Source organism: Streptomyces sp. NPDC039462, assembly GCF_055639375.1.
Genome location: NZ_JBVKAO010000003.1, coordinates 1,021,812 through 1,044,108 on the forward strand (window position 1 = coordinate 1,021,812; position 22,297 = coordinate 1,044,108).

Annotated in this window: 18 protein-coding genes and 4 pseudogenes; 7 read left to right on the forward strand and 15 right to left on the reverse strand. The window is 70.4% G+C overall.

Annotated features, from left to right (window positions below; translation table 11 throughout):
* Positions 1 to 67: 67 nt before the first annotated feature.
* Together ACZ7LU_RS21910 and ACZ7LU_RS21915 are read right to left on the reverse strand one after the other, a co-directional pair.
* A complete protein-coding gene (locus ACZ7LU_RS21910; RefSeq protein ID WP_468308829.1) occupies positions 68 to 502 on the reverse strand; it encodes an NUDIX hydrolase in 435 nt (144 codons plus the stop codon).
* 28 nt (positions 503 to 530) lie between these two features.
* A complete protein-coding gene (locus ACZ7LU_RS21915) occupies positions 531 to 2,297 on the reverse strand; it encodes an asparagine synthetase B family protein (protein ID WP_471917690.1) in 1,767 nt (588 codons plus the stop codon).
* 331 nt (positions 2,298 to 2,628) lie between these two features.
* Between ACZ7LU_RS21915 and ACZ7LU_RS21920 the strand changes: the two genes are divergently transcribed.
* Entirely contained in the window at positions 2,629 to 4,020 is a 1,392-nt protein-coding gene (locus ACZ7LU_RS21920) for a sporulation protein (protein WP_471917691.1), read from the forward strand.
* A 143-nt stretch (positions 4,021 to 4,163) separates the two neighbouring features.
* Here the strand turns inward: ACZ7LU_RS21920 and ACZ7LU_RS21925 are convergent.
* The 5 genes and pseudogenes from ACZ7LU_RS21925 to ACZ7LU_RS21945 form a co-directional block, all read right to left on the reverse strand.
* A pseudogene (locus ACZ7LU_RS21925) lies at positions 4,164 to 4,579 on the reverse strand (hypothetical protein).
* Complete coding sequence (locus tag ACZ7LU_RS21930) at positions 4,576 to 5,115, reverse strand: hypothetical protein (RefSeq protein ID WP_471917797.1); 540 nt, start codon at positions 5,113 to 5,115, stop codon at positions 4,576 to 4,578. The pseudogene ACZ7LU_RS21925 and the gene ACZ7LU_RS21930 overlap by 4 nt, the downstream one beginning before the upstream one ends.
* Positions 5,116 to 5,269: 154 nt before the next feature.
* A pseudogene (locus ACZ7LU_RS21935) lies at positions 5,270 to 5,458 on the reverse strand (NUDIX hydrolase); the annotation flags it as partial.
* A 41-nt stretch (positions 5,459 to 5,499) separates the two neighbouring features.
* Positions 5,500 to 5,712 carry a hypothetical protein gene (locus tag ACZ7LU_RS21940; protein WP_471917692.1) on the reverse strand — a complete coding sequence of 71 codons (213 nt, stop codon included), beginning with the start codon at positions 5,710 to 5,712 and terminating at the stop codon, positions 5,500 to 5,502.
* 5 nt (positions 5,713 to 5,717) lie between these two features.
* A complete protein-coding gene (locus ACZ7LU_RS21945; protein ID WP_471917693.1) occupies positions 5,718 to 6,386 on the reverse strand; it encodes a TetR/AcrR family transcriptional regulator in 669 nt (222 codons plus the stop codon).
* A 65-nt stretch (positions 6,387 to 6,451) separates the two neighbouring features.
* Between ACZ7LU_RS21945 and ACZ7LU_RS21950 the strand changes: the two are divergent.
* Together ACZ7LU_RS21950 and ACZ7LU_RS21955 are read left to right on the forward strand one after the other, a co-directional pair.
* Positions 6,452 to 6,730 (forward strand): annotated as a pseudogene (locus ACZ7LU_RS21950) (FAD-dependent monooxygenase); the annotation flags it as partial.
* A pseudogene (locus tag ACZ7LU_RS21955) lies at positions 6,729 to 7,288 on the forward strand (IS701 family transposase); the annotation flags it as partial. The pseudogenes ACZ7LU_RS21950 and ACZ7LU_RS21955, both read left to right, overlap by 2 nt.
* A 108-nt stretch (positions 7,289 to 7,396) precedes the next feature.
* On the opposite strand, the gene ACZ7LU_RS21960 reads toward ACZ7LU_RS21955, so the two are convergent.
* The 4 genes from ACZ7LU_RS21960 to ACZ7LU_RS21975 all read right to left on the reverse strand — a co-directional run bounded on the left by ACZ7LU_RS21960 (position 7,397) and on the right by ACZ7LU_RS21975 (position 13,146).
* Positions 7,397 to 8,146 carry a VOC family protein gene (locus ACZ7LU_RS21960; RefSeq protein WP_471917694.1) on the reverse strand — a complete coding sequence of 250 codons (750 nt, stop codon included), beginning with the start codon at positions 8,144 to 8,146 and terminating at the stop codon, positions 7,397 to 7,399.
* A gap of 522 nt (positions 8,147 to 8,668) precedes the next feature.
* Positions 8,669 to 9,088: a nuclear transport factor 2 family protein gene (locus ACZ7LU_RS21965; RefSeq protein ID WP_471917695.1), complete on the reverse strand. Its 420-nt coding sequence runs from the start codon at positions 9,086 to 9,088 to the stop codon at positions 8,669 to 8,671.
* A gap of 554 nt (positions 9,089 to 9,642) precedes the next feature.
* On the reverse strand, positions 9,643 to 12,429 hold the full coding sequence (locus tag ACZ7LU_RS21970) for a helix-turn-helix transcriptional regulator (RefSeq protein ID WP_471917696.1): 2,787 nt from the start codon (positions 12,427 to 12,429) through the stop codon (positions 9,643 to 9,645).
* 507 nt (positions 12,430 to 12,936) lie between these two features.
* Positions 12,937 to 13,146, reverse strand: a complete 210-nt coding sequence (locus ACZ7LU_RS21975) for a hypothetical protein (RefSeq protein ID WP_471917697.1) — start codon at positions 13,144 to 13,146, stop codon at positions 12,937 to 12,939.
* Positions 13,147 to 14,001: 855 nt separating this feature from the next.
* Here ACZ7LU_RS21975 and ACZ7LU_RS21980 point away from each other — a divergent pair.
* The 4 genes from ACZ7LU_RS21980 to ACZ7LU_RS21995 all read left to right on the forward strand — a co-directional run bounded on the left by ACZ7LU_RS21980 (position 14,002) and on the right by ACZ7LU_RS21995 (position 17,349).
* Positions 14,002 to 14,160, forward strand: a complete 159-nt coding sequence (locus ACZ7LU_RS21980; RefSeq protein ID WP_471917698.1) for a hypothetical protein — start codon at positions 14,002 to 14,004, stop codon at positions 14,158 to 14,160.
* A 354-nt stretch (positions 14,161 to 14,514) separates the two neighbouring features.
* Positions 14,515 to 15,429, forward strand: coding sequence for an MBL fold metallo-hydrolase (locus ACZ7LU_RS21985; protein ID WP_471917699.1), 915 nt, complete (start codon positions 14,515 to 14,517; stop codon positions 15,427 to 15,429).
* 20 nt (positions 15,430 to 15,449) lie between these two features.
* Complete coding sequence (locus tag ACZ7LU_RS21990) at positions 15,450 to 16,943, forward strand: carboxylesterase/lipase family protein (RefSeq protein ID WP_471917700.1); 1,494 nt, start codon at positions 15,450 to 15,452, stop codon at positions 16,941 to 16,943.
* Between the two features lie 46 nt (positions 16,944 to 16,989).
* Positions 16,990 to 17,349 carry a RidA family protein gene (locus tag ACZ7LU_RS21995; RefSeq protein WP_471917701.1) on the forward strand — a complete coding sequence of 120 codons (360 nt, stop codon included), beginning with the start codon at positions 16,990 to 16,992 and terminating at the stop codon, positions 17,347 to 17,349.
* A 38-nt stretch (positions 17,350 to 17,387) separates the two neighbouring features.
* On the opposite strand, the gene ACZ7LU_RS22000 is transcribed toward ACZ7LU_RS21995, so the two are convergent.
* The 4 genes from ACZ7LU_RS22000 to fxlM all read right to left on the reverse strand — a co-directional run bounded on the left by ACZ7LU_RS22000 (position 17,388) and on the right by fxlM (position 22,270).
* On the reverse strand, positions 17,388 to 17,546 hold the full coding sequence (locus ACZ7LU_RS22000) for a hypothetical protein (protein WP_471917702.1): 159 nt from the start codon (positions 17,544 to 17,546) through the stop codon (positions 17,388 to 17,390).
* 224 nt (positions 17,547 to 17,770) lie between these two features.
* Positions 17,771 to 18,796, reverse strand: coding sequence for an alpha/beta hydrolase (locus ACZ7LU_RS22005; RefSeq protein ID WP_471917791.1), 1,026 nt, complete (start codon positions 18,794 to 18,796; stop codon positions 17,771 to 17,773).
* A 245-nt stretch (positions 18,797 to 19,041) separates the two neighbouring features.
* A complete protein-coding gene (locus ACZ7LU_RS22010; RefSeq protein ID WP_471917703.1) occupies positions 19,042 to 19,800 on the reverse strand; it encodes a hypothetical protein in 759 nt (252 codons plus the stop codon).
* Positions 19,801 to 19,900: 100 nt separating this feature from the next.
* Positions 19,901 to 22,270: a methyltransferase, FxLD system gene (gene fxlM, locus ACZ7LU_RS22015; RefSeq protein WP_471917704.1), complete on the reverse strand. Its 2,370-nt coding sequence runs from the start codon at positions 22,268 to 22,270 to the stop codon at positions 19,901 to 19,903.
* Positions 22,271 to 22,297: the final 27 nt, after the last annotated feature.

The following is a 22,297-nucleotide window of genomic DNA, read 5'->3' on the forward strand; positions in this document are numbered from 1 at the left end:
GGGTGTCCCTTCGGGTGGGGCCGCCGCGGGCGGCCCCACCCTTGCCCCGCCCAGAAGGGTAGGGTGATCAGGAGGGCCTGGCGGCCAGATGGCGGTGGATCCCGTCCCGGATGAACGGGGGGATCGTGAGCATGTCGATGTGCTCGGGGGCGAAGAACTGGAGCTTGACGCCCTCGGAGAGCGGGAGGCGGGTCTCGTCGCCGTCCCAGGTGGCGGCGAAGAAGGTGATGATCTGCCCGGAGCCGTGCTCGTCGCGGGTCTCGAACAGCTCGGTCAGCGATTCGGCGGTGAGGCCGGCTTCTTCGTCGAGTTCGCGGACGATCGCGGCGGCCGGAGCCTCGCCGGGGTCGCAGCCGCCTCCCAGCAGGCTCCAGTGGCCGGGCCAGGCGATGGCGGGGATGTCGTCGCGGAGGTGGAGGAGGAGTTCGCCGCGGCGGTTGGTGATGATCGCAACGGCTCCGCGGGCGGCGGCCGGCTCCTCGGTGGTGGTCTTCGAGTGCATCCCCTCACCGTAATAACCGAGTTGGGGATCATGCGGCTGCCCTCACCGTCTGGTCCGAAAACCAGGCGGCTGCCATGAGGGCCTGCATGCGGGTCCGGTCGAAGCGTCCACCGGCCTTCAACCCCCCTTCGAGGAGAGGGCGGAACGCGGGTGGGGCGTCGGTGAGGGCCATGCGGATCTGGGTGTCGGCCCAGGTGGCGAGGTTGCCGTTGAGCCAGGAGGGGACCGGGGAGGCGAAGCCGAGCTTGTCCCGGCTGTCCCAGACCTCCTTCGGCAGGCCGAGGGCCTTGGCGGCGTCCCGCAGGATCCGCTTGCCCTGGGCCGGGTTGGTGATCTTGTAGTCGACGGGCAGCCGGTAGGAGAACTCGACCAGGTCGCGGGCGAGGTAGGGGGATCGGCGTTCGAGTGCGTAGGCGGAGGCGAGCTTGTCGCTGGTCATCACCAGCGGCCTCCAGGCCGTCGCCAGGTCCGCCAGCGTCAGGCTGCGGGCCAGGTCCCCGCCCGCGCGGGCCATCGCGTCCGCGACGAGATCACGGAGACGGCCGTCGGGGTCCGGGCCCCGCAGGATCAGTCGGGTGACCGCTTCTGCCGGGCCGAGGGGTTCGCCGGCGGCGTGCATGAGCTTGGCGGCCAGCGGCCGGTATGCCTCCAGGCCGGACTTCAGGACGGCGTCGGGGCCGAAGAGGACCAGGGCCTGGCGGACGTAGCCCATCAGGAACTCGTCCGGTCCGAGACCGCCGATCGCGACCCGCAGGCCGAGGTCGGAGATCTTCCGGTAGGCCATGTGCTCCGAGAAGGTGGAGGCGTTGCCCATGGGGTAGTCCAGGGCCCGCATCATGTGCGGCAGCGCAGTCGTGAAGTCGACGTGGTCGGGCTCGACCACGACCAGCTCGGCCTTGATGTCCCGCGCGATGACCGCGGCCGTGGAGGACTCGTCGAGGCGGTCCTGGCCCGGGTAGCGGACGGTGATGCAGACCGGGGGCCGCATCAGGTAGGCGAGGACCGCCGAGTCCAGGCCGCCGGAGAGGAGGAGGGAGAAGTCGCAGGCCGGGGCCCTGAGCGGGATCTGCTCGGCCAGGATCGTGGAGAACCTGGCCAGAGCTTCTTCGTAGGTGCCCGTGAACGGGGCCCGGTCCTCCAGGTGCCACCAGGTCATCTGATCGATCGAGCCGGTGGTGACGTCGAAGGACAGCAGCGTGGCCGGGGCCAGCAGCTGGATGCCCTGGAACGGGGTGTCGACGCCGGTCGGGGTCTCGATCGCGGTGACCTCCGGCCGTAAGACCAGCGGGGCCGGCCCGTAGCCGGTCAGCGTGGTCACCTCGGAGGCGAACGCGAGCCGGCCGCCGTCCAGGCGCCAGTAGAGCGGCTTCTCGCCGAGCCGGTCGCGGGCCAGGGACAGCTTCGCGCCCCTGGGGTCATAGACGGCCAGGGCAAACATGCCATCCAGGCCGTCCAGGCAGGACGGGCCGATCTTGGCCCAGGCCCGCAGCAGGAAGTGGGCGTCCGACTCCCGCTCGCGGACCTCGATGCCCCAGGCGGCGGCCTGCTGCCGCCAGTTGTAGATCTCCCCGTTGAAGGCCAGCAGCAGCCCGGTGGCCCTGTCGAGGTAGGGGCCGGGCATGGCCTGCGGGTCGACGATCAGCAGCGTGTTCATGGCCAGCACCGCCCGGCGGTCGCTGCTGGCGGCGTGCATGGTGCCGTCCGGGCCGCGGTAGTGCTGCGAGGCACCCATCGCGGCCACCGTCTTCTCGTGCCGGACGGCGTCGCCTCCGGCCAGTCCTGCAATTCCGCACATCTGGTTCACCCCCGAGCGTGAAGTCGTGGTGCCTGGCGGCGGCCTCCGCCGGGAGCCCCTTCCTGGCGTCCCGGCGGCGGCCTGTGCCCTCATCACACCGTTCGGCCCGTGCCGCGGGGAGGGCTCGCAGGGGGGCTCACAACTCGCGAAGCAGGTTCACGCTGGGGCCGCAGGGCAATACCCTCAGTGCCTCAAGACGCGGGAAGCCGGACCGGTCTCCCGTGCCCAGCCGGAATGCGTACGACTGAAAATGCCCAGTCGACGCAGCCCGGCCCCATGGCGTTTCCTCGTCAGCAGCCCTGTTGCTGACCTGGTGGAAAAGGGGAATCGGGTGGCATCGACCAGCCGTCGGAAGCGTCCGCCGAACGCGGACCTGGCCCGGCTCATCGAGACCTGCGGCGCGAGCCACAAGTCCCTGGCCCTGCGGGTCAACCAGCTCGCCAAGCACGCGGGGATGGAAACGGACTACTCGCATACCTCGCTCGCGAATTGGTGCCAGCGGGGCATGACCCCCAAGTGGCCGGTGCCCACGTTCCTCGCCCAAGCCCTCGCCGAACGGCTCGGGCGGCCCGTGTCTCTGTCTGAAATCGGTATGGGCGATGCGGAGACACCGGACGCCGATGTGGGGTTGGATTTCCCCCGGGACCGTGCTGATGCGGTCCGAGTGGCCACATCGTTCTGGAGTTTCGTGAACCGCCGCGACTTCCTGACCGGATCCGGCTTCGCCGTGTCCGCGTTCACCACCCCCGTGACCCGCTGGCTGGTCACCCCCGCCGACGAGGCCGCCGACCTCGCCGGCGGCAAGCAGGTCGGCCGGGCCGACCTGGAAGAACTCCGCGATGCGGCCGACGACGCCCGCCGCTGGGACTCCAAATACGGCGGCGGGAACTGGAAGGCCAACTCCGTCACCGTCTGCCTCCAGGAACGGGCCGCCCCGCTCCTGCGGGGCTCCTTCACCGACGACGTCGGCCGGGACCTGTTCTCCGTCACCTCGGAGTTGTCACGGCTGGCCGGGTGGACCGCCTTCGATGTCGGCCAGCACGACGTCGCCCAGCGGCACTTCATCCAGGCCCTCCGCCTGGCCCGCGCGGGCGGGGACGTCCAGCTCGGCTGCTATGTCCTGACCACGATGGCGATGCAGTCGCTGCTGAGGGGCTTTCCCTCCGAGGCCGTCGATATGGCCCAGGGCGCCTTCGAGCGGGCGAAGGGCCAGGCTGCCCCGCGTGTCCTGGCGTTCACCAAGCTCATCGAGGCCCGGGCCCACGCCCGCGAGAACTACGCCAGGGCCGCTTCACGGGCCCTGGCCGCGTCCGAGGACCTCATCAGCCAGGCCGACCAGACCAGCGGCGACGAGCCGGCCTGGATCGACTTCTACCACCACGCGAGGCTGTCCGCGGACGCCGCCGAGGTCTTCCGCGACCTGAAGAACCCCAAGGCGTCGCTGGCCTGGAACCAGCGGGCCGCCGCCATGCCGTCCGGGGTGTTCACCCGCTCGGTCGGGATGCGGCTCGCGATCGTGGGGACCGCCCACCTCCAGGCTCGCGATCTCGACCACGGCCTCGAACTGGGCAACCGGTCCGTCGACATCCTCGCCCGTGTTCAGTCGAGCCGGGCCAAGGACTACGTCCGCGAGTTCAACACCGCCCTCGCCCCCTGGCGGCGCGAGCCGGCCGTCCGCGAGTTCATCCACCGCACCCGCACCGAACTCGGCATCGCCGCCTGAGACGACCTTGCCCCCTCCTCGAGGAGGGGGCAAGCGCCAGCGAACGTCCCCAGTCGCATACGACTCCGCCGTGCGCCATCGCGTACGGGTAGGTGTGCTCAGCCGTCTGTTCGAGTCGCGGACGGCTGAGCATGGCCGTCGGCTCAGGTGGTGGGCGGACGGAACGGGATGACGTTGTCCGGTGCGGGGGCGGGCTCCGCCGGCGCATCCGGCGTCAGGGTGAGGACGGCGCTGGCGAGGGTCAGGTTGGTCACCAGATGGCGGAGCTCTTCCAGCTCGGCTCGCTGATTCGCGACGGTCTCTTTGAGCTTACTGACGGTCCCCCGCAGCTGCTTCTCCGTTTCCGGGATCTGCTTGGTCTCCGTGCGGACGCGTTCGTCGAACTCGTTCTTCAGGGCCGCGTGCCGCTGGTAGAGGGCCATGCGGTGGACGCCGGCCTCGGCTGCCAGGGCCTTGACGGTGAGACTGCCGTCGGAGGTCTCGGCTGCCCGGTGAGGAGTCGGTTTATGGCCTCACGGATGCGGGTCCGCTCGTCGTCGGGCCGGGGCTGTGGGGTCATGCGAGGGCCTCCTCAGCGGTCTGGGCGGTGGCGTCGTGGGTCTCGGCGAGAGTGCGGAAGCAGCCGGCGGTCAGGCGCAGCCGGTCACCCAAGGGCTGGGGCGTGAGGGCTGCCCTCGCATCGAGCCGATCAGCGTGCTCCCGCGCGGCCTGGGCGTGGCTGTCGGTCCGGATCGCGTTGCCGCAGCCGAGTTGGCAGGCGAACTGATTCGGCGCCGTCGCTCCGGGGTCCGGATCGCACAGGGCAGTGTCGCGCTTGAACGCGCAGATGAGGAAGGCGTCCGGGTTGTCGAAGAGCACGAGACCGTCCCGCGCAAGGAACTTCGCGGCGGCTTTCGGAGTGGTCAGGGCACCTTCGAAGCTCGGGATCGAGGCCGCTCCGACGATCGCACGCCGCGCTGCCGCTCCGGAGATCTTCTCGCCGGCCGCCGCTGCGTCGCGCAGCCGTGGCCGCGGCGGCGAGGGCGGTCTCGACGTCGAGTTCCCCGTGAAAGCCCCTGCGCTCGCGGCTGCCGTAGCCGGTGGAGGTGCGGGCATCCAGGGCGGTACGCATGTGCCCGTACTGGATGGCGGGCGCGTTGAGGCTGTCGGCGCTGACCCAGTCGACGGCGAGCCCTCGGTCGACGGTCATGGTGACGCCGAGCTCCTCCAGTAGTTCCCGCGCGGCGCCCTGGGCCGGGGACTCGTTCGCGTCGACGGCGCCGCCCGGCAGGAGGCAGGTCGTGCGGTAGTCGACGTGCTGGATCAGGACCCGGCCGCGCTGATCAGTGATCAGCACGGACGTACCGGCCCACAAGGCGGTCGAGGCACGTAGGGCCCCGTACTCCTCGTTGGTCATCATCGTGCTGGACGGCGCGTCAGGGGAGGGCGTGGCGGTCATCTCGTCTCCGATGCGGGCGGAACCATGGGAACAGCGGTCGGTCAGGCGACGAGCCGGTGAGGGGCACCGGGTGCGGGGCCGGGGGTGAGCCGGGTGAAGGACTCGGTGTGGATGATCTCGTCGCGTTCTGCTTCGGGCAGGCGCGCGAGTAGGCGCGCGAGCAGGCCGGGAAGTGGCCGCTCGCGGGCGGCTTCGCTGCTGCCGGCCCCGACGCTCACGCCCCGCAGGGAGACCGCGGCGGGGAGATCCGTCACCGGGCTCATTGCCGGACGGCACGCAGTCCGTCCAGGAGCAGCCGCAGCCCGAACTCGAAGTGTGCCGTGAAGTCCGTACTGGTGAGCACCGGCAGGGTGGCGGCAAGGTGTGGATACGTCCCTGCCTCCACCACCGCCTCGTGCAGGGCCCCCGCGTTGGTGGGCCCCCCGTCCTCCGGCCGGAGGGCGGCCTGTTCCTCCAGGGTGTGGCCGACGGTGAAGTGGGACACCGTGTAGAGCGCCCGCGCCGCCTCACCGTCGCTGAAGCCCGCCGCACGCAGCACCCCGATGAGGCGGTCGGCGAAGCCCAGGGTGTTAGGGCCGGTCGAGTGCGTACCGGCGTAGACGCGGGCGCCGTCGCGATGGGCGAGCAGGGCTGTGCGCAGTGCTCGGGCCAGGCACGCCACTCCCTCTCTCCAGTCGCCGTCCCAGGCCGGGCCGGTGGCGTCGGCGACGCCGCCGACCATGTGCTCGGCCATGGCGGTGAGCAGGTCCTGTTTGGTCGCGAAGTAGCGGTACAGCGCACCGGCCTGGACACCCATCGCATCGGCGAGCCGGCGCATGGTCAGCGCGTCGAGCCCGGACTCGTTCAGCAGGTCGAGGGCGGTCCGGACGGTGCGGGCCTGGTTGAGCCGGGCGGGCCGGCCCCTGCCTGGGCTTGACGGTGTGCTCATGGACCCCACTATATTGAACACCGTTCACGTGAACGCCGTTCACTAAATAGAGGAGGTCATCTCTGATGAACCCCGACGTGATCGTCGTAGGCGCGGGCCCGACCGGGCTGATGCTCGCCTGCGAGCTGGCACTGGCGGGCGTACGGACCCGGGTCCTGCGCCGCACCGAACCGCAGCGCCATTCGCGGGCGCTGAGCCTGCACCCGCGCAGCGTGGAACTGATGGACCAGCGGGGGCTGCTCGACCGGTTCCTCCCGCTCGGCCGGACCGTGCCGGGCTGGCACTTTGCGGGGTTGCCCACCCAGCTGGACTTCGGTGCCCTCGACTCCCGGCACGGTTACACCCAAGGGGGCCGTCCAGCCGGAGGCGGCGGAGCCGTATCGGCCGCCCTATGGCGGGCTGGGGCCACCGACGCGGTCCTGCTACCGCGAACCACACCAGACTCTGGCCGATTCCGTCGAGGCCTCTGCCCGCTTTGAGGAGGTGACTTGGCGCCAGGGCAGCAAGGGCCGTATGACCTCCCGTTTCGCCGTGCTCCCGGTGCGGCCGGTGGGCAAACTCGCCCGCGCAACCGCCCAGGAACCGGCCGGCGGACGTGCCCGCTGGAACGGCGTGCTGCCGCTGCGCACCTTGCTGGTCGAACAGCCCGACGACGCCGGCGAGCCGACCGGCTTCTGGATGAGCAACCTGCCCGCCAGCACCCCGATCGCCGACCTGGTGCGGTTCGCGAAGATGCGCCGGCGCATCGAGCACGACTACGCGAACTCAAACACGGCCTGGGCCTGGACCACTTCGAGGCCCGCACCTGGCGCGGCTGGCACCACCACGTCACCCTCGTCACCGCCGCCCAGGCCTTCCTCACCCTCCGGCGGCTCCACCCAAAAGCACCGACTCCAGCCTGAGCCTCTACCAAGTCCTCGACACTCTGCAGGACATGCTGCGGTGCTGGACCGGCACCTGCACCACCTGCGGCCGACCACTCACCAGAGCCAGAACCTAACGAAGCACTACTAGGGCGTGTCCGGCGGAACAGAGCCCAGGGGGCGGAGATCCAAACCCGCGACGGATGTCGAGGGCGGAGCGCCCTCGGTCAGTAGAAGCGTGGTGATGGCGTCGGCTGGGCCGGGCGTGAAGTGCACCTCCCCGCCAGGCAACGGCACCACGTTCCTCGCCTGGTCGACCGGGATGCCGAGGAGCTCGCCCAACCACGTGGCGGATGCTGCCGGGTCGGGTGTTTCGATGACGAAGCCGGCCAGGTCGTGCGGCCCGCGCGCGACCCGCCCCGAGCTGTACCGGTCGAGTATGACCTGTCGGTCCGGGGTGTACGTGATGAAGAACGGGGCCCATGTGGGGGCCTCCTGCAGCACGGCTTCGGTGAATGACACCGGTGAGCCTTCACGGGCGAAGACATGCAGGTCCACCTTGTGTCCGGCGCGGCGGAGCCGCTCCGTGGTGGCGTTCACGTCCGTCACGTGCGTGGCGAAATTGAGTGCGCCTCCGCCTGCGGCGAGCAACGCGTCGACGTGCGGCATCCATGCGGTCATGGCCTGGCCGAAGGGTGAGTCGGTGAACTCGGCGCGGTCCACCACGGTAAGGATCTCGACATAGCGGGCGTCGAGCCGCCAGGCGCCGTTCCGGAAGCCCAGATACGGCTGATTGGCGTGTGCTGGAAGGCCGGCCGCCGTGTACGCCTCGGTGGCCGACTCGACATCGGGGACGCAGTGCAGAAGGTGGTCGAACTCCGGTGACTCGGACTGCATTTCACGCTCCTGGAGGGTTCCGTGGGTGGCGATCATGCCATCCTGCCACCGGCAGTGTGCCTTGCAGCGGAAGCCGGTAGCAGAAGGCCCCGGAGAAGGCCGACGATCCTGGCGTGTGGTGATGGGCCGGGGGGGGGGAGAGACCGGCATCCGGCTTGACCCATCGGACAGTCCCTAGGGAACCTTGTTGACGACGCTGTCCGCGTCGGCCGCCTTCGCCACGCCCAGGAGCAGGGCGTCTTGTGCGGTGGGGGTTGGCCGTTCGGGTGGCGTGGCGCGTGTACGAGATCAACAGAGGTTCAAAGGCGGGCTCGATAGCCCCGAAGTGTCCCGGTCGGGACACCGCTTCGCCCTGGCGCAGGCTCGGGGCTCTGTACCGGGGCGTAACGGAGGGCTGGGCCCAGGAGTCGGGCGGCTGATCCTTTGCCGTTCTTGGCGTCGGTGTCGATGATGGGGCCATCGATGGCGCGGTGGCCGCCATCCTGGTCGTTCGCCGCCCGGCACCTGGGCGTCGGCGCCCGTTCAGGTGCCCGCAGCACGGTCCAGGCGCTCGTAGCAGTCGTAATTCCGCTGGGCATGGATCTTGCCGTCCCGGAACTCCAGGAAGACCGCGATGTGGGCGCGCAGTTCGTGGCCTGCGGGGAGGTCGCCCAGCGGAACCGCGAGGGTGCCGGTCCAGGTGACTTCGAGGGCGACCAGATCGTCGGCCGCGACCGTGTTGTGCACCTCAAACCGCTGCTGGCTGATGACCTGCTGGCCGCGCTCAGAGTCCTTGAGCACAGCGGCCAGATCGCGGCGGACACCGTCGGGGAAAAGGGAGTTGGGGAACTCCTGCTGCACCACCTTCTCGTGGAAGAAGCGGGCCAGCTCCTCCCCCGTGGCTCCTTGGGAGACCGCCTGGTGGTAGCGCAGGGCAGTTTCGATATTGGGGTGCTGCGGCATGCAGACCAGCGTAGGACGCACCGGGGTGCCAGTGGTATAGGGCTGAGAAGCCTGCGAAACTCCGCGCGAAGCGCACGGGCTGCTCGGTATCCGCGTCCAGGGCCCACCGTCCGTGCTGCACGCACACCCGCGACCAGCACCGCGCGTAGCGCACCATCCGCATGGAGCGTTCCCAGATGCCCGATACGGCCGGGGGAGTCCTCCCGCCGGGCCGCGGCACACCACCTTCGCCGTGAACTGCGGATCGCCCCCGTCACAGGACGGCTTCTCGCTTCCAGGGATCGCCGACGCGGGGGGTACTGCGTGCTGACGGTCCTTGCGGCAGAGGGCTGGCCCTGCGACGTCCGCACCCTGCTTTCGCCCAGCGCGCGGTGATGGACAACGGCCGAACTGCGGGACGCGGACGTGCGGGTGGAGTCACGCGTGCTACTCGACCTCATCGACGGTTACTGGGAGGGATGGCTGCCCGACGGGGTGGTCTCCCTCGAGTGAGCCCAGGAACAGGAGAAGCGACCTGCGGGGCCGGCACTCGTGCAGCAGCGGGCCCTGCCGTCTCAGATATGGGCACTGGCACCCGAGAGGGTGCCTTCGACCACGTCGCGAAGCTGTGATCGGACGGTGATGCCCAGTTTGGGGAACACCCGGTAGAGGTGGGAGCCGACCGTGCGCGGCGAGAGGAACAGTTTCTCTCCGATCTCACGGTTCGTCAGGCCCCGGGCGGCGAGCTGGACGATCTGCTGCTGTTGGGGGCTGAGTTCGGTGAAGGCACTGGGCACTACGCTGCCGGCGGCCTCGACGCCGGCAGCGCGCAGTTCTGCTTTGGCCCGCTCGGTCCATGGCCGAGCGCCCAGCCGCTGGAAGGTTTCCAGGGCGGCGCTCAGCAGCGGGCGGGCCTCGGCGATACGGCGCCGCCGCCGAAGCCATTCCCCGTAGTCGAGCTGTGTCTGCGCCCGCTCGAACGGCCACTGCTCACCTGCATCCTCCGCCAGTGCCGCCTGGAAGTACGGTTCCGCGCACTCCGGTTCGGCGAGCAGGGCGCGGCCTCGGTCGAGCAGTGCGGTGAGCCGTGCCGACATGCCCGTACTCAGGCGCCGCGCCGATCGTTCCAGCAGTTCGGCGGCGTCCTCCTGTCGGCCTCGGCGGACGGCCGACGCGGCGAGTTCGGCCAGGACGGTGTAGGAGACGTGGTAGTGAACCGGATCGCCGGCGTCGGTGAACGCGGAGCGGAACTGGGTGTACGCGGTGTCGTAGTCGCCGTCGGCCACCGCTGCCAGGCCCAGGGCCCGACGCGCGAAGACCGCGACGGAGCGGCTTTCCAGCGGGTCGACAAGAGTCAGCGCCTGCTCGGCTCTCCGTCGCGCGTCAGCCGACTCGCCGAGCAGGGCGAGCGCCGTGGCGTCGAGTGCCTGGGCGCACGCCTCGGCGTGGTCGAGTCCGGCCGACGATGCCATGGCCGTGATGTCAGCCGCCACCGATTGGGCCTCAGCCCACCGGCCCTGCTCCAGGAGGGTCCAGCCAGCCGCGCATCCCAGTCCGTCCGGGAGCTGTCCACGGGCCTGCCACTGGTCGAATGCCTCGTCGAAGGTCCTGGCGGCGAGGGTGGTCTGGTCGAGCAGCCAGGCGACGATGGCCAGCGCGGTCAGGCGACTGGCGTCGCCCTTGGCCTCGGCGATGAGCCCGGGCAGCACCGGTGCGAGGGAGGCTCCTGAGCTGCTGGGGTCGGAGACGGCCAGTACCCAGACGTGCAGCGCCGCTCCGGCGGCATCGTCGGGCATGCGGGAGAGCAGGCTCTGGATCTGCCGCTGTTGGGACTCGTCGCCCGAGTAGTAACGGACCACCGCCGCCGCGGCCAGCGCGTCGAGTACGAGGGGCGACCGGGCGTCCGCCGCCTCGTCGGCGACACGCATGAGCAGGGCGAAGGCTGCTGTGTGATGGGGGCCCAGGGACATGAGCTGTCCGGTGGCCAGCGTGGCCTTGCCCAGCAGCGCCTGGTCGTCGGTGCATTCGCGGACTGCGGCGGCCAGGTGTTCCACCCAGCCGAGTTGACCGGTGAATACGGCGGTGGCAGCGGCTTCGGTCAGAAGACGCGCCCGGTCCTCGCGGCGCGGGCTGAGTTCCGCGGCGCGCTCCTGGGCCGCGGCAGCGGCCGCGAAGCCACCCCGGCGCCGGGCCCGGTCCGCCGTCTGTTGCAGGGCGGCCGACACGTCCTGGTCGGGGCGTACGGTTGCGGCGGCGAGGTGCCAGGCGCAGCGGTCGGGCTCCTCGCGCAGCAACTCCGCGAGAGCGAGGTGGGCCCGGCGGCGTTCCTCGAACGACGCGGAATGGTAGACGGCGGACCGGACAAGCGGGTGCCGGAAGGAGATCCTGGACCCGTCCTGGCGTACGAGACCGGCCCGGTCCGCGGGTACCCATGCCTCGTCGTCCGCCTCGGGAAGTCCCACGGCCGCCGCCTGAGCGTCCGCCGCGTCGGCGGCCGCGAGCAGCAGCAGGATGCGGCGGGTCGGTTCCGGTAGGTCCGCCGCGTGCCCCGCGAAGATCCGCTCCAGTCGGTCGGTGACCGGCAGCGGGCCCTCCACGCCGCTACCCTCGGGGCGCCGGATCGCGGTGGCGTGGGCGAGTTCCACCAAGGCCAGCGGGTTGCCGGCCGCCTCCTCGAGGATCCGCACCCGGGTTCGGCCGGTGGGCGGCGTGGGCTGCCGGTCCAGCAGCCGGTTGGCCGCCGCAGCGTCCAGCGGGCCGAGTTCGAGGCGCTCGTATCCCTTGTCGAAGCCGGGCAGTGCGTCCGCGGTGCGGACTCCGAGCAGCAGGGTGACGGGCTCGCTGTCCATGCGTCGCGCCACGAAGGAGAGAACGTCCAGTGAGCCGCGGTCGATCCACTGGGCGTCATCGACCACCACCAGCAGCGGGGCGATTTCCGTCAGGTCCGACAACAAGGTCAGGACCGCCAGACCGACGAGCATCGCGTCGGGAGTCTCCGCACACTCTTCGAGCCCCAGGACGGCACGGAGCGCGGAGCGCTGCCGAGACGGCAGTCCCTCCGCATCACCGAGTACCGGGCGCAGCATCTGATGAAGACCGGCGAATCCAAGGTGCGCCTCGGATTCGCTCCCCACCGCCCGCAGCGCTCGGCCACCCGCACCCCGTGCGCGATCGGCCGCGAGGCCGAGCAGCGTGCTCTTTCCGGCACCGGGGTCACCCGTGACGATCAACACGTGGCTGTGGGACCGATCAGCGCCCACACGCCGGATGATTTCTGCGGTCTCGGTTTCTCGGCCCACCACAGCCAGACCGGAATCGCGCGTCGAGCGCTGGTCCCCACGAGCCCTTCCATCGTTTTCCACGGATGCTCCAGAATCGAGATACCCCCAGACACTAACGTGGGGGAACCGCTACAGCGCCCGCAGGAGCGGTGCCGAACCAGGCGCTGTCATGGTCGCTGGACGCTCGTGGCTGGTCGGCCTCGGGTTCCGTCCGCCTGCGGTCGGCTTGTACGCCATCTCTACGTAGTCGGCCCTGCGTCTCGACAACGGCGGTGCCGAGATGCGCCGAGCGTCGCGTGACCCTCTGGGTACCTGGCGGCTGTCTGTCCCCAGTCCGTGCACTGCCAGCCCCTGGAACCGTAAGCCGTCGTCGACGGGCGCAGGATCGTCCGGCGCTGTGCGGTCGTCAACGCCGACACGGATGCCTTGTCTGGTTTCACTGTCCAGGCCGCCGCGAACTACCCCACGGTTCTCCACCTGCGTGCCGCAGAACCTCCGAGAGCAGTCACCTGACGCATACCGGACGGAACCCCCGCGCTCCGATACTGGCGACGCAGGCGGTGGCCGGCCAGAACTCCGATACACCCCTCACGGTCGTGCGCCCGCGAAAGGACCTACGAGCGCGCCGTCGACGAGGGCACCGAGGCCCTGCCGCGGCACATTGGTCGTGTGGAGGTGGCCGCGCAGCGCCTGACCATACTCACGGTCCGCGCGGCCCGCACACCGGTGGCCCGCAACGATCTGGCGGGACGGACGGCGCGGCAGCGGCTCGTGCAGCGGATCCGGGCTCTCCGGCACCAGCCCACCGTGGGAACGGCTTGTGCATCCGAACAGTGCGAGGAGAGGTACGAAGGCGGCCCGGCGAACCGGCCGACCGGCTCCGCACATGTGCGGGGCTGCTTCCCCGCGGTCGACGAACTCGCCGCAGCCCTGCGGTTTCTCGGCCAGCGCGGCCGCCCGGCAGGGTTCGGGACACCTCCTCACAAGCCCGCCCCACCAACCTTCGGGGCCGTGCCACGCAGGGACACAGACACCGAGAGCCTGGCGCGCCAAGCCACCCGTCAGGCTTTCCAGGTGACGACGGCCTCGGCCCTCGCCGTCGCGGGCGGTCATCTCAGGTGCTGCTCCTCCGTGTCCAGGAGACTGCACTGGGAGTGTCCTGCGGGATCCTTGCCGCCGCCTCGTCCTTCCCACGACGGTTCGCCGAGCCGGTGACGAGGAGCTGGTCGGTTCCCTGCGCGTCCTCGACCGCCTCCTTCGGGGCATCGCGTCAGGCAGCACAGACGCGGAAACCCCGACGAGCTTGGACCGCGCGGCACGCGACCTCGACCAGGCATTGGAGTCTTTCCGCAAGGCCTGTCCGCCTCTCACCCATCCGCTCAATCCGCAGCGCGGCCGACGTCACCATGCCCGCCACCTGCTGGGACTTCTTGAGGCCGACGCGTACCACGCCCGGAGCCCGGCGGCCACGGCCGAGCGTCTCCCGGCGGGCCATGCCCCCGATTGCGCCCCCGCCTCAACGCCGCGGCCGACCGTGCGCACGAGACCGTGGCCCACCTGATCCGCATCACCGGCCAGCGCCCCGGAATCTCCTCGCACACAGCACGCCCCAGGGTCGTCAGGGCACTGTCCCTGCTCTCGGAGGAGCAGCGTGTGAGCCGCAGCCGGCCGTCGCCGGAGCACCGCCTGCTGCAGCACATCAATCGCCTCGACTCGACCTTGACCGCACTTGTGCGAGCCCTGGACCCGCTGATCTCGGACCCGGCCGCACCACCTGGTCCCGACCAGTGCGAAGGCGCCCAAGCCGTCTGACACCCCGACAGAACGCATCACGGGGTGACCGCACACCCTTGCATTTCGCTGATCGTCAGGCATCAAAGCCGCTGACATGAAAGGCAGGGGCAGCCACCACGCACGACACGGCCCGCAAGCGCGAATACGAATTCGGCCGCCGTCTCGTGAACGCGGCGACGTAGCCACGCACTCGTCCAGGAGATATCCGGGAACGGAACTCGTAACGGGGATCCGCCTCGCCTCTCACTGGGGCCAAGAGAGGAAACACCCCTGCTCAGAGCTATACGCGCAAGTGCAGTCACGTGACGGATACCGCGCCCGCCGGAGCCGCTCGTACGGTTGGGTAAACCTTCCGAACCCCAGGGAAATCGCATGGAACAGATTACGCTCGGCAATGTCACCATCACCCGCGTCTGGGAATACTACGGCCCCGTCGAGATGGAGCCCCACGCCTTCTTCCCGGAAAGCTCGCAGCAGGTCTGGAAGGACGGCGTCCACTGGCTGGCCCCGCATTTCCTGGACACTGAGACCAACATCGTGAATTCCGCGATCCAGACCTGGCTGCTACGCAGCGGTGGCAAGACCATCCTCGTCGACACCGGTGTGGGTAACCACAAGGAGCGCCCGTACGCGCCGGTCTGGAGCCACCTGGAGACGGACTTCCTGGCCAACCTTGCCCGGGCCGGCATCAAGCCCGAGAACGTGGACATCGTGATCAACACGCATCTCCACATCGACCACGTCGGCTGGAACACCTATCTGGACGGGCGGCAGTGGGTTCCCACGTTCCCCAACGCCACGTATCTGATGCCGAAGGACGACTTCGACTTCTGGAACCCGGCGAACGGCCACCAGCCGGTGCTGGGCCGCGGCAACCAGAACGTCTTCGAGGACAGCGTGGCCCCGGTGCACGAGGCCGGGCAGACGCTGCTGTGGGAGAACAGCCACCGGATCGACGCCGACCTGCGCCTGGACGCGGCTCCCGGACACACCCCCGGCTCCTCCGTGCTGACCCTCAGCTCCGGGACGGACCGGGCGGTGTTCGTCGGTGACATGCTGCACAACCCGGTGCAGATCGTCGAGCCGGACGCCAACAGCTGCTTCTGCGAGGACCCCGCGGGCGCCCGCGCCACCCGCCGCAAGGTGCTGGGCTGGGCGGCCGACAACAACGCGCTCCTGATCCCCGCCCACCTGGGTGGCCACGGTGCCGCCGAGATCGCGCGTAACGGCAACACGTTCGACATCAAGGGCTGGGCGCCCTTCGCCCCGTACTCCGAGCAGGGCTGACACCCCGGAAAGGCACAGCTGTGAGCCACGAACCCGCCCCCGTCGTCACCACCGCGCAGGGAGCCGTCCGCGGTCTCCGTCAGGGCGACGGCACCGCCACCTTCCTGAACATCCCCTACGCCGCCCCTCCGCTGGGCGCCGGCCGGTTCGCCCCGCCGCAGCCGCACGAGCCCTGGGGCGGCATACGGAACGCCACCGCGCCCGGCCCCAACGCCCCGCAGTCCGAGCGCAAGCTCGGCAGCATCGACATGGCCCCCTACTTCGGCCCCGGATGGAGCCGCGGCGAGGACTACCTCACCGTCAACGTCTTCCAGCCCGCGGTCGGCGACCGTAACCTGCCCGTCATGGTGTTCGTCCACGGCGGCGGGTTCGTCGCCGGGTCGACCCGGTCCGCGCTGTACGACGGTTCCGCCTTCGCCCGCGACGGCGTCGTCCTGGTCACGCTCAACTACAGGCTCGGCATCGCCGGGTTCCTCGACATCCCCGGGGTGCCCGCCAACCGCGGTCTGCTCGACGTCGTTGCCGTACTGCGCTGGGTGCGGGAGAACATCGCCGCCTTCGGCGGTGATCCGGACAACGTCACCCTCTTCGGCCAGTCAGCCGGGGCGACCGTCGTCGGCGGCGTCCTCGCCACCCCCGGGGCCGCGGGCCTCTTCCGCCGGGCGATCGTGCAGAGCGGCAGCGGTCTGGGTGCGTTCACCTCCGAGCAGGCCGCCCGTGTCACCAAGGCCGCCGCCGAGGAACTAGGCATCGAGCCGCACCTCGACGCCTTCGCGGACATCTCCGACGAGCGCCTGGTGGAAGCAGCCTCCAAGCTCGCGGGCATCGATCTGCAGACCGCCAGGCACCACGACCCGCTGCTCGGCCTCAGCCCTTTCAGCCTGGTGCTAGACACGCAGCCCGCCGTATCCGTCGCCGCCGGCCTGAGCGCCGATGTCGACCTGCTCGTCGGGATCAACACCGAAGAGGGAAACCTCTACCTGGTCCCCGTGGACAAGTACGCCACCTCGACCGCCGACGATGTCGACGACACCGCGGCGCGCTCGCACCCGAAGCCCGCGCAGCTCGTGGAGACGTACCGCAAGACCCGCCCCGAGGCGTCCTTCGGTGAGCTGCGGTCGGCCATCATGGGCGACGCGCTGTTCGGCGCGGGCAGCTGGGCCCTGGCCGGCGCACACGCCGCCCACCCCCAGTCGGCCACGTTCAGCTACGAGTTCGCCTGGCGCTCCCACGCCCTGGACGGAGACCTCGGCGCCACCCACGCGATGGAACTCCCCTTCGTCTTCGACATCGCGCAACTCCCGCAACTGGTGGGTGAGGGCGCCCTGCTCGGCCCCGACAAGCCCCCCGCGGACCTCGCCGCACGCACGCACGGGGCCTGGATCCGCTTCGCCAGGACCGGCAACCCCGGCTGGGACCAGTACGACACCACACGCCGGGCCACCATGCGCATCGACGCCGAGTGGGTCCAGGTCGACGACCCTCGCAGCCAGGAACGACAGGCCTGGGCCTGACCCCTCGCACATAGCGCTGTGTGCGCCCTTCCGCCAAGGACACACCATGACAAGAACCATCATCACCGCCGAGAACGCACCTACCCTGCCGGCCCCGCTGTCCCAGGGCATCCGCAAGGGCCCGACCCTGCAGGTCTCCGGGCAGCTCCCGTTCGACCCGGATACCGGCGAGGTCGTCGGCACCACGGTCGCCGAGCAGACCGCGCAGACCCTGCGCAACTTCACCGCCGTACTCAAGGCGGCCGGCGCCGGCCTGACGGACATCGTGATGCTCCGCGTCTACCTCACCGACCCCACCCACCTGCCCGAGCTGAACGAGGCGTACGCGGCAGCCGTAGACGAACTCGTCGAGGCGCGTGTCGGTGCCCGTCCGTCGTCTGTGATGGCCATGGAGCCGTCGGGGTAGAGGGCGATGCGGCAGTGTCCGCCGTTGCCGCATTCGGCCTAGTCGGCCGCATAGGCGACGACTTCGAAGATCAGGTGCAGGATGCCACTGGGGGTGACGTCGGCGGGGTTCTGGCGGATGTGCTCGAGATGGTCGAGGTCGACGGTCGCCCGTCGTGTGTGGTGTTGTGCCAGGAAGCCCTCGGGGTGCTCATCCAAGAAGTGTGCAGGGCGCCTCCGAAAGCCCGAACCTGACGATCAGCCCTGGTCGGCCCTGTTCTCGTATAGCTACGGCGAGGTGGCGTGTAGCGCTGTGTAACGAATCGAGCTGTCGTTTCCCACCGTCGGTCATCTCGTTGAGCTGAACGAGTGATGTCGGCGGGAGGGCGGAGCGGACAGGACCATCCCCTGGGCGCGGGCTTCCCAGGGGGTGGCACGGACAGTCAGCGGAACAGGCGGAAGAACCCGCGTACTTGCTTGACCAGCGACTCCGGCTGCTCCAGTGCGGCGAAGTGGCCACCGTGCGGCAGCTCCTCGAACCAGCGTAGGTCGGTGAACCGCAGCTCGGCCTCCCGCCTCGACGGGCGGGTTATGTCGCGCGGGTAGACCGACAGCCCGGATGGCGCGGTCACCTTGTCCCGGAAGTTGGCGAAGCTCTCCCAGTACAGGCGCGCCGACGACGTGGCCGACGCAGTGGACCAATAGACCGAGATCTCGTCGAGGATCGTCTGCCGCGACAACGCGTCCTCGGGATGGCCGTCGTTGTCCGTCCACGCCCAGAACTTCTCGGCGATCCAGGCGGCCTGTCCCGCCGGGGAGTCGGTGAGACTGTAGCCGAGCGTCTGCGGTCGGGTCGCCTGGATCGCCGAGTACCCCCGGCCGGTGCGCTGCATCTCGTTCTCGGCCTCGAGATTCGCCAGCTCCGCAGGCGTCGGGTCGTCGAACGTGCCCGCCGCCACGGATCCCAGGTTCAGGTGGACGCCGGCGACCCGCTCGGGCGCGACCTCGCCCAGCGCCGCGGACACCGCCGAACCCCAGTCACCGCCCTGCGCGCCGTACCGTTCGTAACCCAGTGATACCAACATGTCCCAGGCGCGCGCGGTGCGAGTGATGCCCCGCCCGGTCGTCGACGGCTTGTCACTCCTGCCGTACCCGGGCAATGACGGCGCGACCACGTGGAACGCGTCCGCCGGGTCACCGCCGTGCGCGCGCGGGTCGGTGAGCGGGCCGAGGACTTCCAGGAATTCGAGCACCGAACCCGGCCACCCGTGCGTGAGCACGAGCGGGAATGTGTCCGGCTCCGGCGAGCGGACGTGCAGGAAGTGGATGCGAACCCGGCCTCGGTGAGAGCTGTGCGGAGGTCCTCCGGGGTGTAGAGGCGCGAGGAGCTGTGTAACGGTCCGACGTGGCCGTCCTTGTAGTAGCGGGTGGGCATGCGGCTGTTGAACCGGGCGGTCGCCGGAATCCAGGTGGTGTGCACGGTGGTCGTCGCCTCAGGCCCCTTCTGCACCCGGGTACCCACCTGAGCCGTGGTGCTGTTGGGCGGGAAGTGATCCATTCCCAGGAGCGCGCCGGGCCGCAGGACGCGGGCGGCCTCCTTCAAGACGGCGAGGTCTTCCTCGGGGGTGTCGAGGAATCCGAAGCTCCGCAGAATCAGAACGACGACGTCGAGGCGTGGGCGGGGCATGGGATTCCTCCAGGCCGTCAGGGCTGGTCAGCGCGTGGGAACAGGGATGCTGGTGAGGTGCTCGGCCTGGCGGGCGATGAGCGGGGCGAGGTGCGGGTGGACGCCTCGGGAGCACGCTTGGAGGAGCTGCCCGAGGGCGATGAGTTCCCCGGTCCGGCCTGCGTCCGTGTCCAGGACGTGGCCGAACTCGCGGCGGATCCGGGCGGCGGTCGCCGGCGCGGCCAGCGAGTACGCGTGCAGCAGCCCCAGGTCGTAGCCCACGGGCAGCTGGCCCCAGTTCTCCCAGTCCAACAGGACCAGGGGCGCACCTGTCAGGTTCGCCCAGTGCAGATCGGCGTGCCCGGTCGTCGTCTCACGGATCCGGAAGGGGTCGATGCCGAGGAAGCGGCGGAAGTTCCGGTCGACCCAGTTCTGCCGTACCGATTCCCGGTCGGTGGGCACCGTCGCGAGCGTCCCGAGCGCGGACTTCAGCTCCGACCACCACGAGTCGGGCAGAGCGAGGTCCTGGTCGAGGGCGGGAGTTCCGCTGGTGACCGGCTGGACGGGCACGTACTCGGTGAGCTCCGCCCGGTAGGCGATGTCCGGTGTGGTCCAGTCGAGAACGCCGCGAAGCCGCGGCCGCGGTACCGACTGGGGCACGCACGTGTCAGCGGTCGCCGTCCCCTCCCACAGCCGTCCGCCCGCCTTGCCGGCCTCGGCGGAGACGAGGCGCAGCCAGCAGTCTCCCGCCCGGCGCCCCAGCGTGCGGCCCTGCCACCCCCACACCTCCGGCCCCGACGCGGACACCTGGAACTGCTTGGCTGCGGCCGCGCGCGCCGCATCCGGTCGAGCTCGTCGCGCGCCGCCGGAGCGGCGAACACCGCCTGACGCACGGCCCGTTCCATCGTCACACCCCCTCCGCCACAGCGTTGGCCACAGGACGTTCAACGGGACGGGGCAGCACTGCGTCACGTCCCGGCCACCGGAACACCAAGCGGCAGTGCAGCTTGTCCAGGACGTCGCCGGCAGGCAGCGCGCCGTCGGGCGTGCCGAGCGGGTGGACCGTCAGGGCGGGATCGGCGTGCTGGTCATTGGCCTCGGCGCGGATGTGACGGTCCCAGGACCGGACCGTGGCCACCAGCCGCTCGGCGAGCCCGGGCCCCTGCTCGCCGAAGGCGCGCACGACCCACTCCCACTCCTTGCCCTGCGGGCTGTCGCCGTCCTTGGTCTGGACGTGGATCAGGTAGGCCAACGACGCCTCGCCGATGATCGCGGGCGCGTCGCGGTCCTTCGCGATGCCGGTCACTGCCTCCGCGGGCTCTTGGTGGGCGGCCAGGCGGCAGAAGCCCGACAGGGTGGTGGCCGCGTACAGCTGCAGGGAGCCGAAGTAGGCGTTCGCCCCCATGGTCACGCCGGTTGCGACCTCGTGCCGCCGCCCGCGCAACGCCGCCTCCAGGCCCTCCGCCTCGGCGGCGGGACCGTCGTCGAAGCGCAGTGTCAGCGCTCCGTCGAGCAAGGGGACGACCGGTGCCGGGCGGGCCTGCTGTCCCTGGTCGCGGACGAAGCCGCAGTAGGTGAAGCGGCGGGCGTGCAACACCTCGCCGCGCCGCTCGAACGTGATCGCCTTGGTGTAGCCGCCCATCTCCAGCGGCATGACCAGGCGCCCGCCTTCGGCCAGCTGCTCGCGCCAGGCCGGGGCGATGTCCCAACAGTTGTAAGTGATCATGCTGGCGTCGAAGCCGCCGCGGGGTACGAGGTGGGCGGGCGCGCCGAGGGCCGCGTCGGCTTCGACGGCGCTGACGCGTCCACTGCCGGCCTCGGTGAGAAAGGCGCCGGTGCGGCGTACGACCCACGGGTCGATGTCGACGCTCACCACACGACCGTCGGGCCCGGCGACGTGGGCGATCAACTCGGCGTTGTAGCCACCGGATCCGGCCTCGAACACGATCGCACCCGGCTGAAGGCGCAGGCTCTCGAGCATGTCGGCCTGGAGCCAGGCCGCGGACATCGAGCTGCTGGCGGTCCCGGTCTCGTCGCGTCGAGTGATGATCGCCCGGTCGCCGCCGTCGTACGCGGCCGTCAGGTTCACTTCCGGGGCGAAACGATGGCGGGGCACCGTGCGCAGCGCGTCGCGGACGGGCTCGGACGGGGCCCAGCCGCCGTCGACCACCGTCTGGGCCATCGCCTGCCGCAGCCGGTTTGCCTCACCCGGCTCACCTGGCACAGGCGGCCGATCGGTGGCGAGCGGGTAGGAGACCACAGGCGGCAGGTCCGGGATGACGCCGGGCCACACGCTGTCGATCGCGAGTGCGGCCGGGACGAAAACGTCCCCGACACAGGCGAGAGCGTGCAGGTCAAAGAACTCCCAGCGGTCGAACTTGTCCGCCTCTGGGTTGGTCAGCGTTCCCGTCCACGCGGTGATGCGGACGACGGACGTGAGCCGCGGGATGCCGTGGCTGTCGTCCACCAGCATCGTCACCACGTACGCATCCGCCGGGTCGGCGACCAGGCCCGTCTCCTCGGCGAGCTCGCGGACCGCCGCGGCGGCGAAGTCCTCCGGGCCGCGGGTCTTGCCGCCGGGCAGTTCCAGCATGCCGCGGCGGGAGCGGCCGAGCAGGACCCGGCCGGCGTCGTCGGTGACGACCGCGAGGGCGCCGGTCAAGGCATGGGCGGTGGTCGGCCGCTTCTCGATGGCCCTCGTGCCGGCGTGACAGGGACCGCGCAGCACCACAAAGGCCAGGCCGTCCGCGTCCAGACGTTCCACCGTCTCCCATCCGGCAGCGAGTACGGCAATCTCGTCCTCGTCCAAGGCGATCCCGCGCCGCTCCGCGGGCGTGGTCGCCGCCACCGGGGTGATGACGACGAGAGCACCGCCGTCCCGCAGCCGCTCACCCAGCCCGTGCAGGAGGCGCCCTCTGTCCTGCACGAACGGATACATCAGGCGCAGCGTGATCAGGTCATACCCCTCTTCATGCAGCGGGGCAGGGTCGTCGCGCTCGATATCCAGCTGCAGCCAGCGCACGCCCTCAATGTCGGCGTACTTCTCGCGGGCCCGGGCGAGCGCGCTGTCGGCGAAGTCGATGGCGTCCACGGTGTAGCCGAGGGAGGCGAGGCAGGTGGCCAGCTCGCCGGTGCCGCAGCCCACGTCGAGCGCCCGGCCGCCATCCGGGGCGGAGGTGTGCTCGGCGAGGAGTTCCCGCTCGCGCTCACCGACCTGCCGGAAGTTCTTGCCGGCACCGAAGTGCTTCTCCCACTCATCACGGGCTGTGTACGTCAACGTGCTGCTCCTCGTTGGTAGGCGCGG

Bases quoted from the DNA above. Each gene is read 5' to 3' on its own strand.
- ACZ7LU_RS21995 (WP_471917701.1), top strand. From the start codon at position 16,990: ATGACAAGAACCATCATCACCGCCGAGAACGCACCTACCCTGCCGGCC.
- ACZ7LU_RS21930 (WP_471917797.1), bottom strand. From the start codon at position 5,115: ATGCCCGCACCTCCACCGGCTACGGCAGCCGCGAGCGCAGGGGCTTTC.
- ACZ7LU_RS21915 (WP_471917690.1), bottom strand. From the start codon at position 2,297: ATGTGCGGAATTGCAGGACTGGCCGGAGGCGACGCCGTCCGGCACGAG.
- ACZ7LU_RS21960 (WP_471917694.1), bottom strand. From the start codon at position 8,146: ATGCAGTCCGAGTCACCGGAGTTCGACCACCTTCTGCACTGCGTCCCC.
- ACZ7LU_RS21985 (WP_471917699.1), top strand. From the start codon at position 14,515: ATGGAACAGATTACGCTCGGCAATGTCACCATCACCCGCGTCTGGGAA.
- ACZ7LU_RS21965 (WP_471917695.1), bottom strand. From the start codon at position 9,088: ATGCCGCAGCACCCCAATATCGAAACTGCCCTGCGCTACCACCAGGCG.
- ACZ7LU_RS21910 (WP_468308829.1), bottom strand. From the start codon at position 502: ATGCACTCGAAGACCACCACCGAGGAGCCGGCCGCCGCCCGCGGAGCC.
- ACZ7LU_RS21945 (WP_471917693.1), bottom strand. From the start codon at position 6,386: ATGAGCACACCGTCAAGCCCAGGCAGGGGCCGGCCCGCCCGGCTCAAC.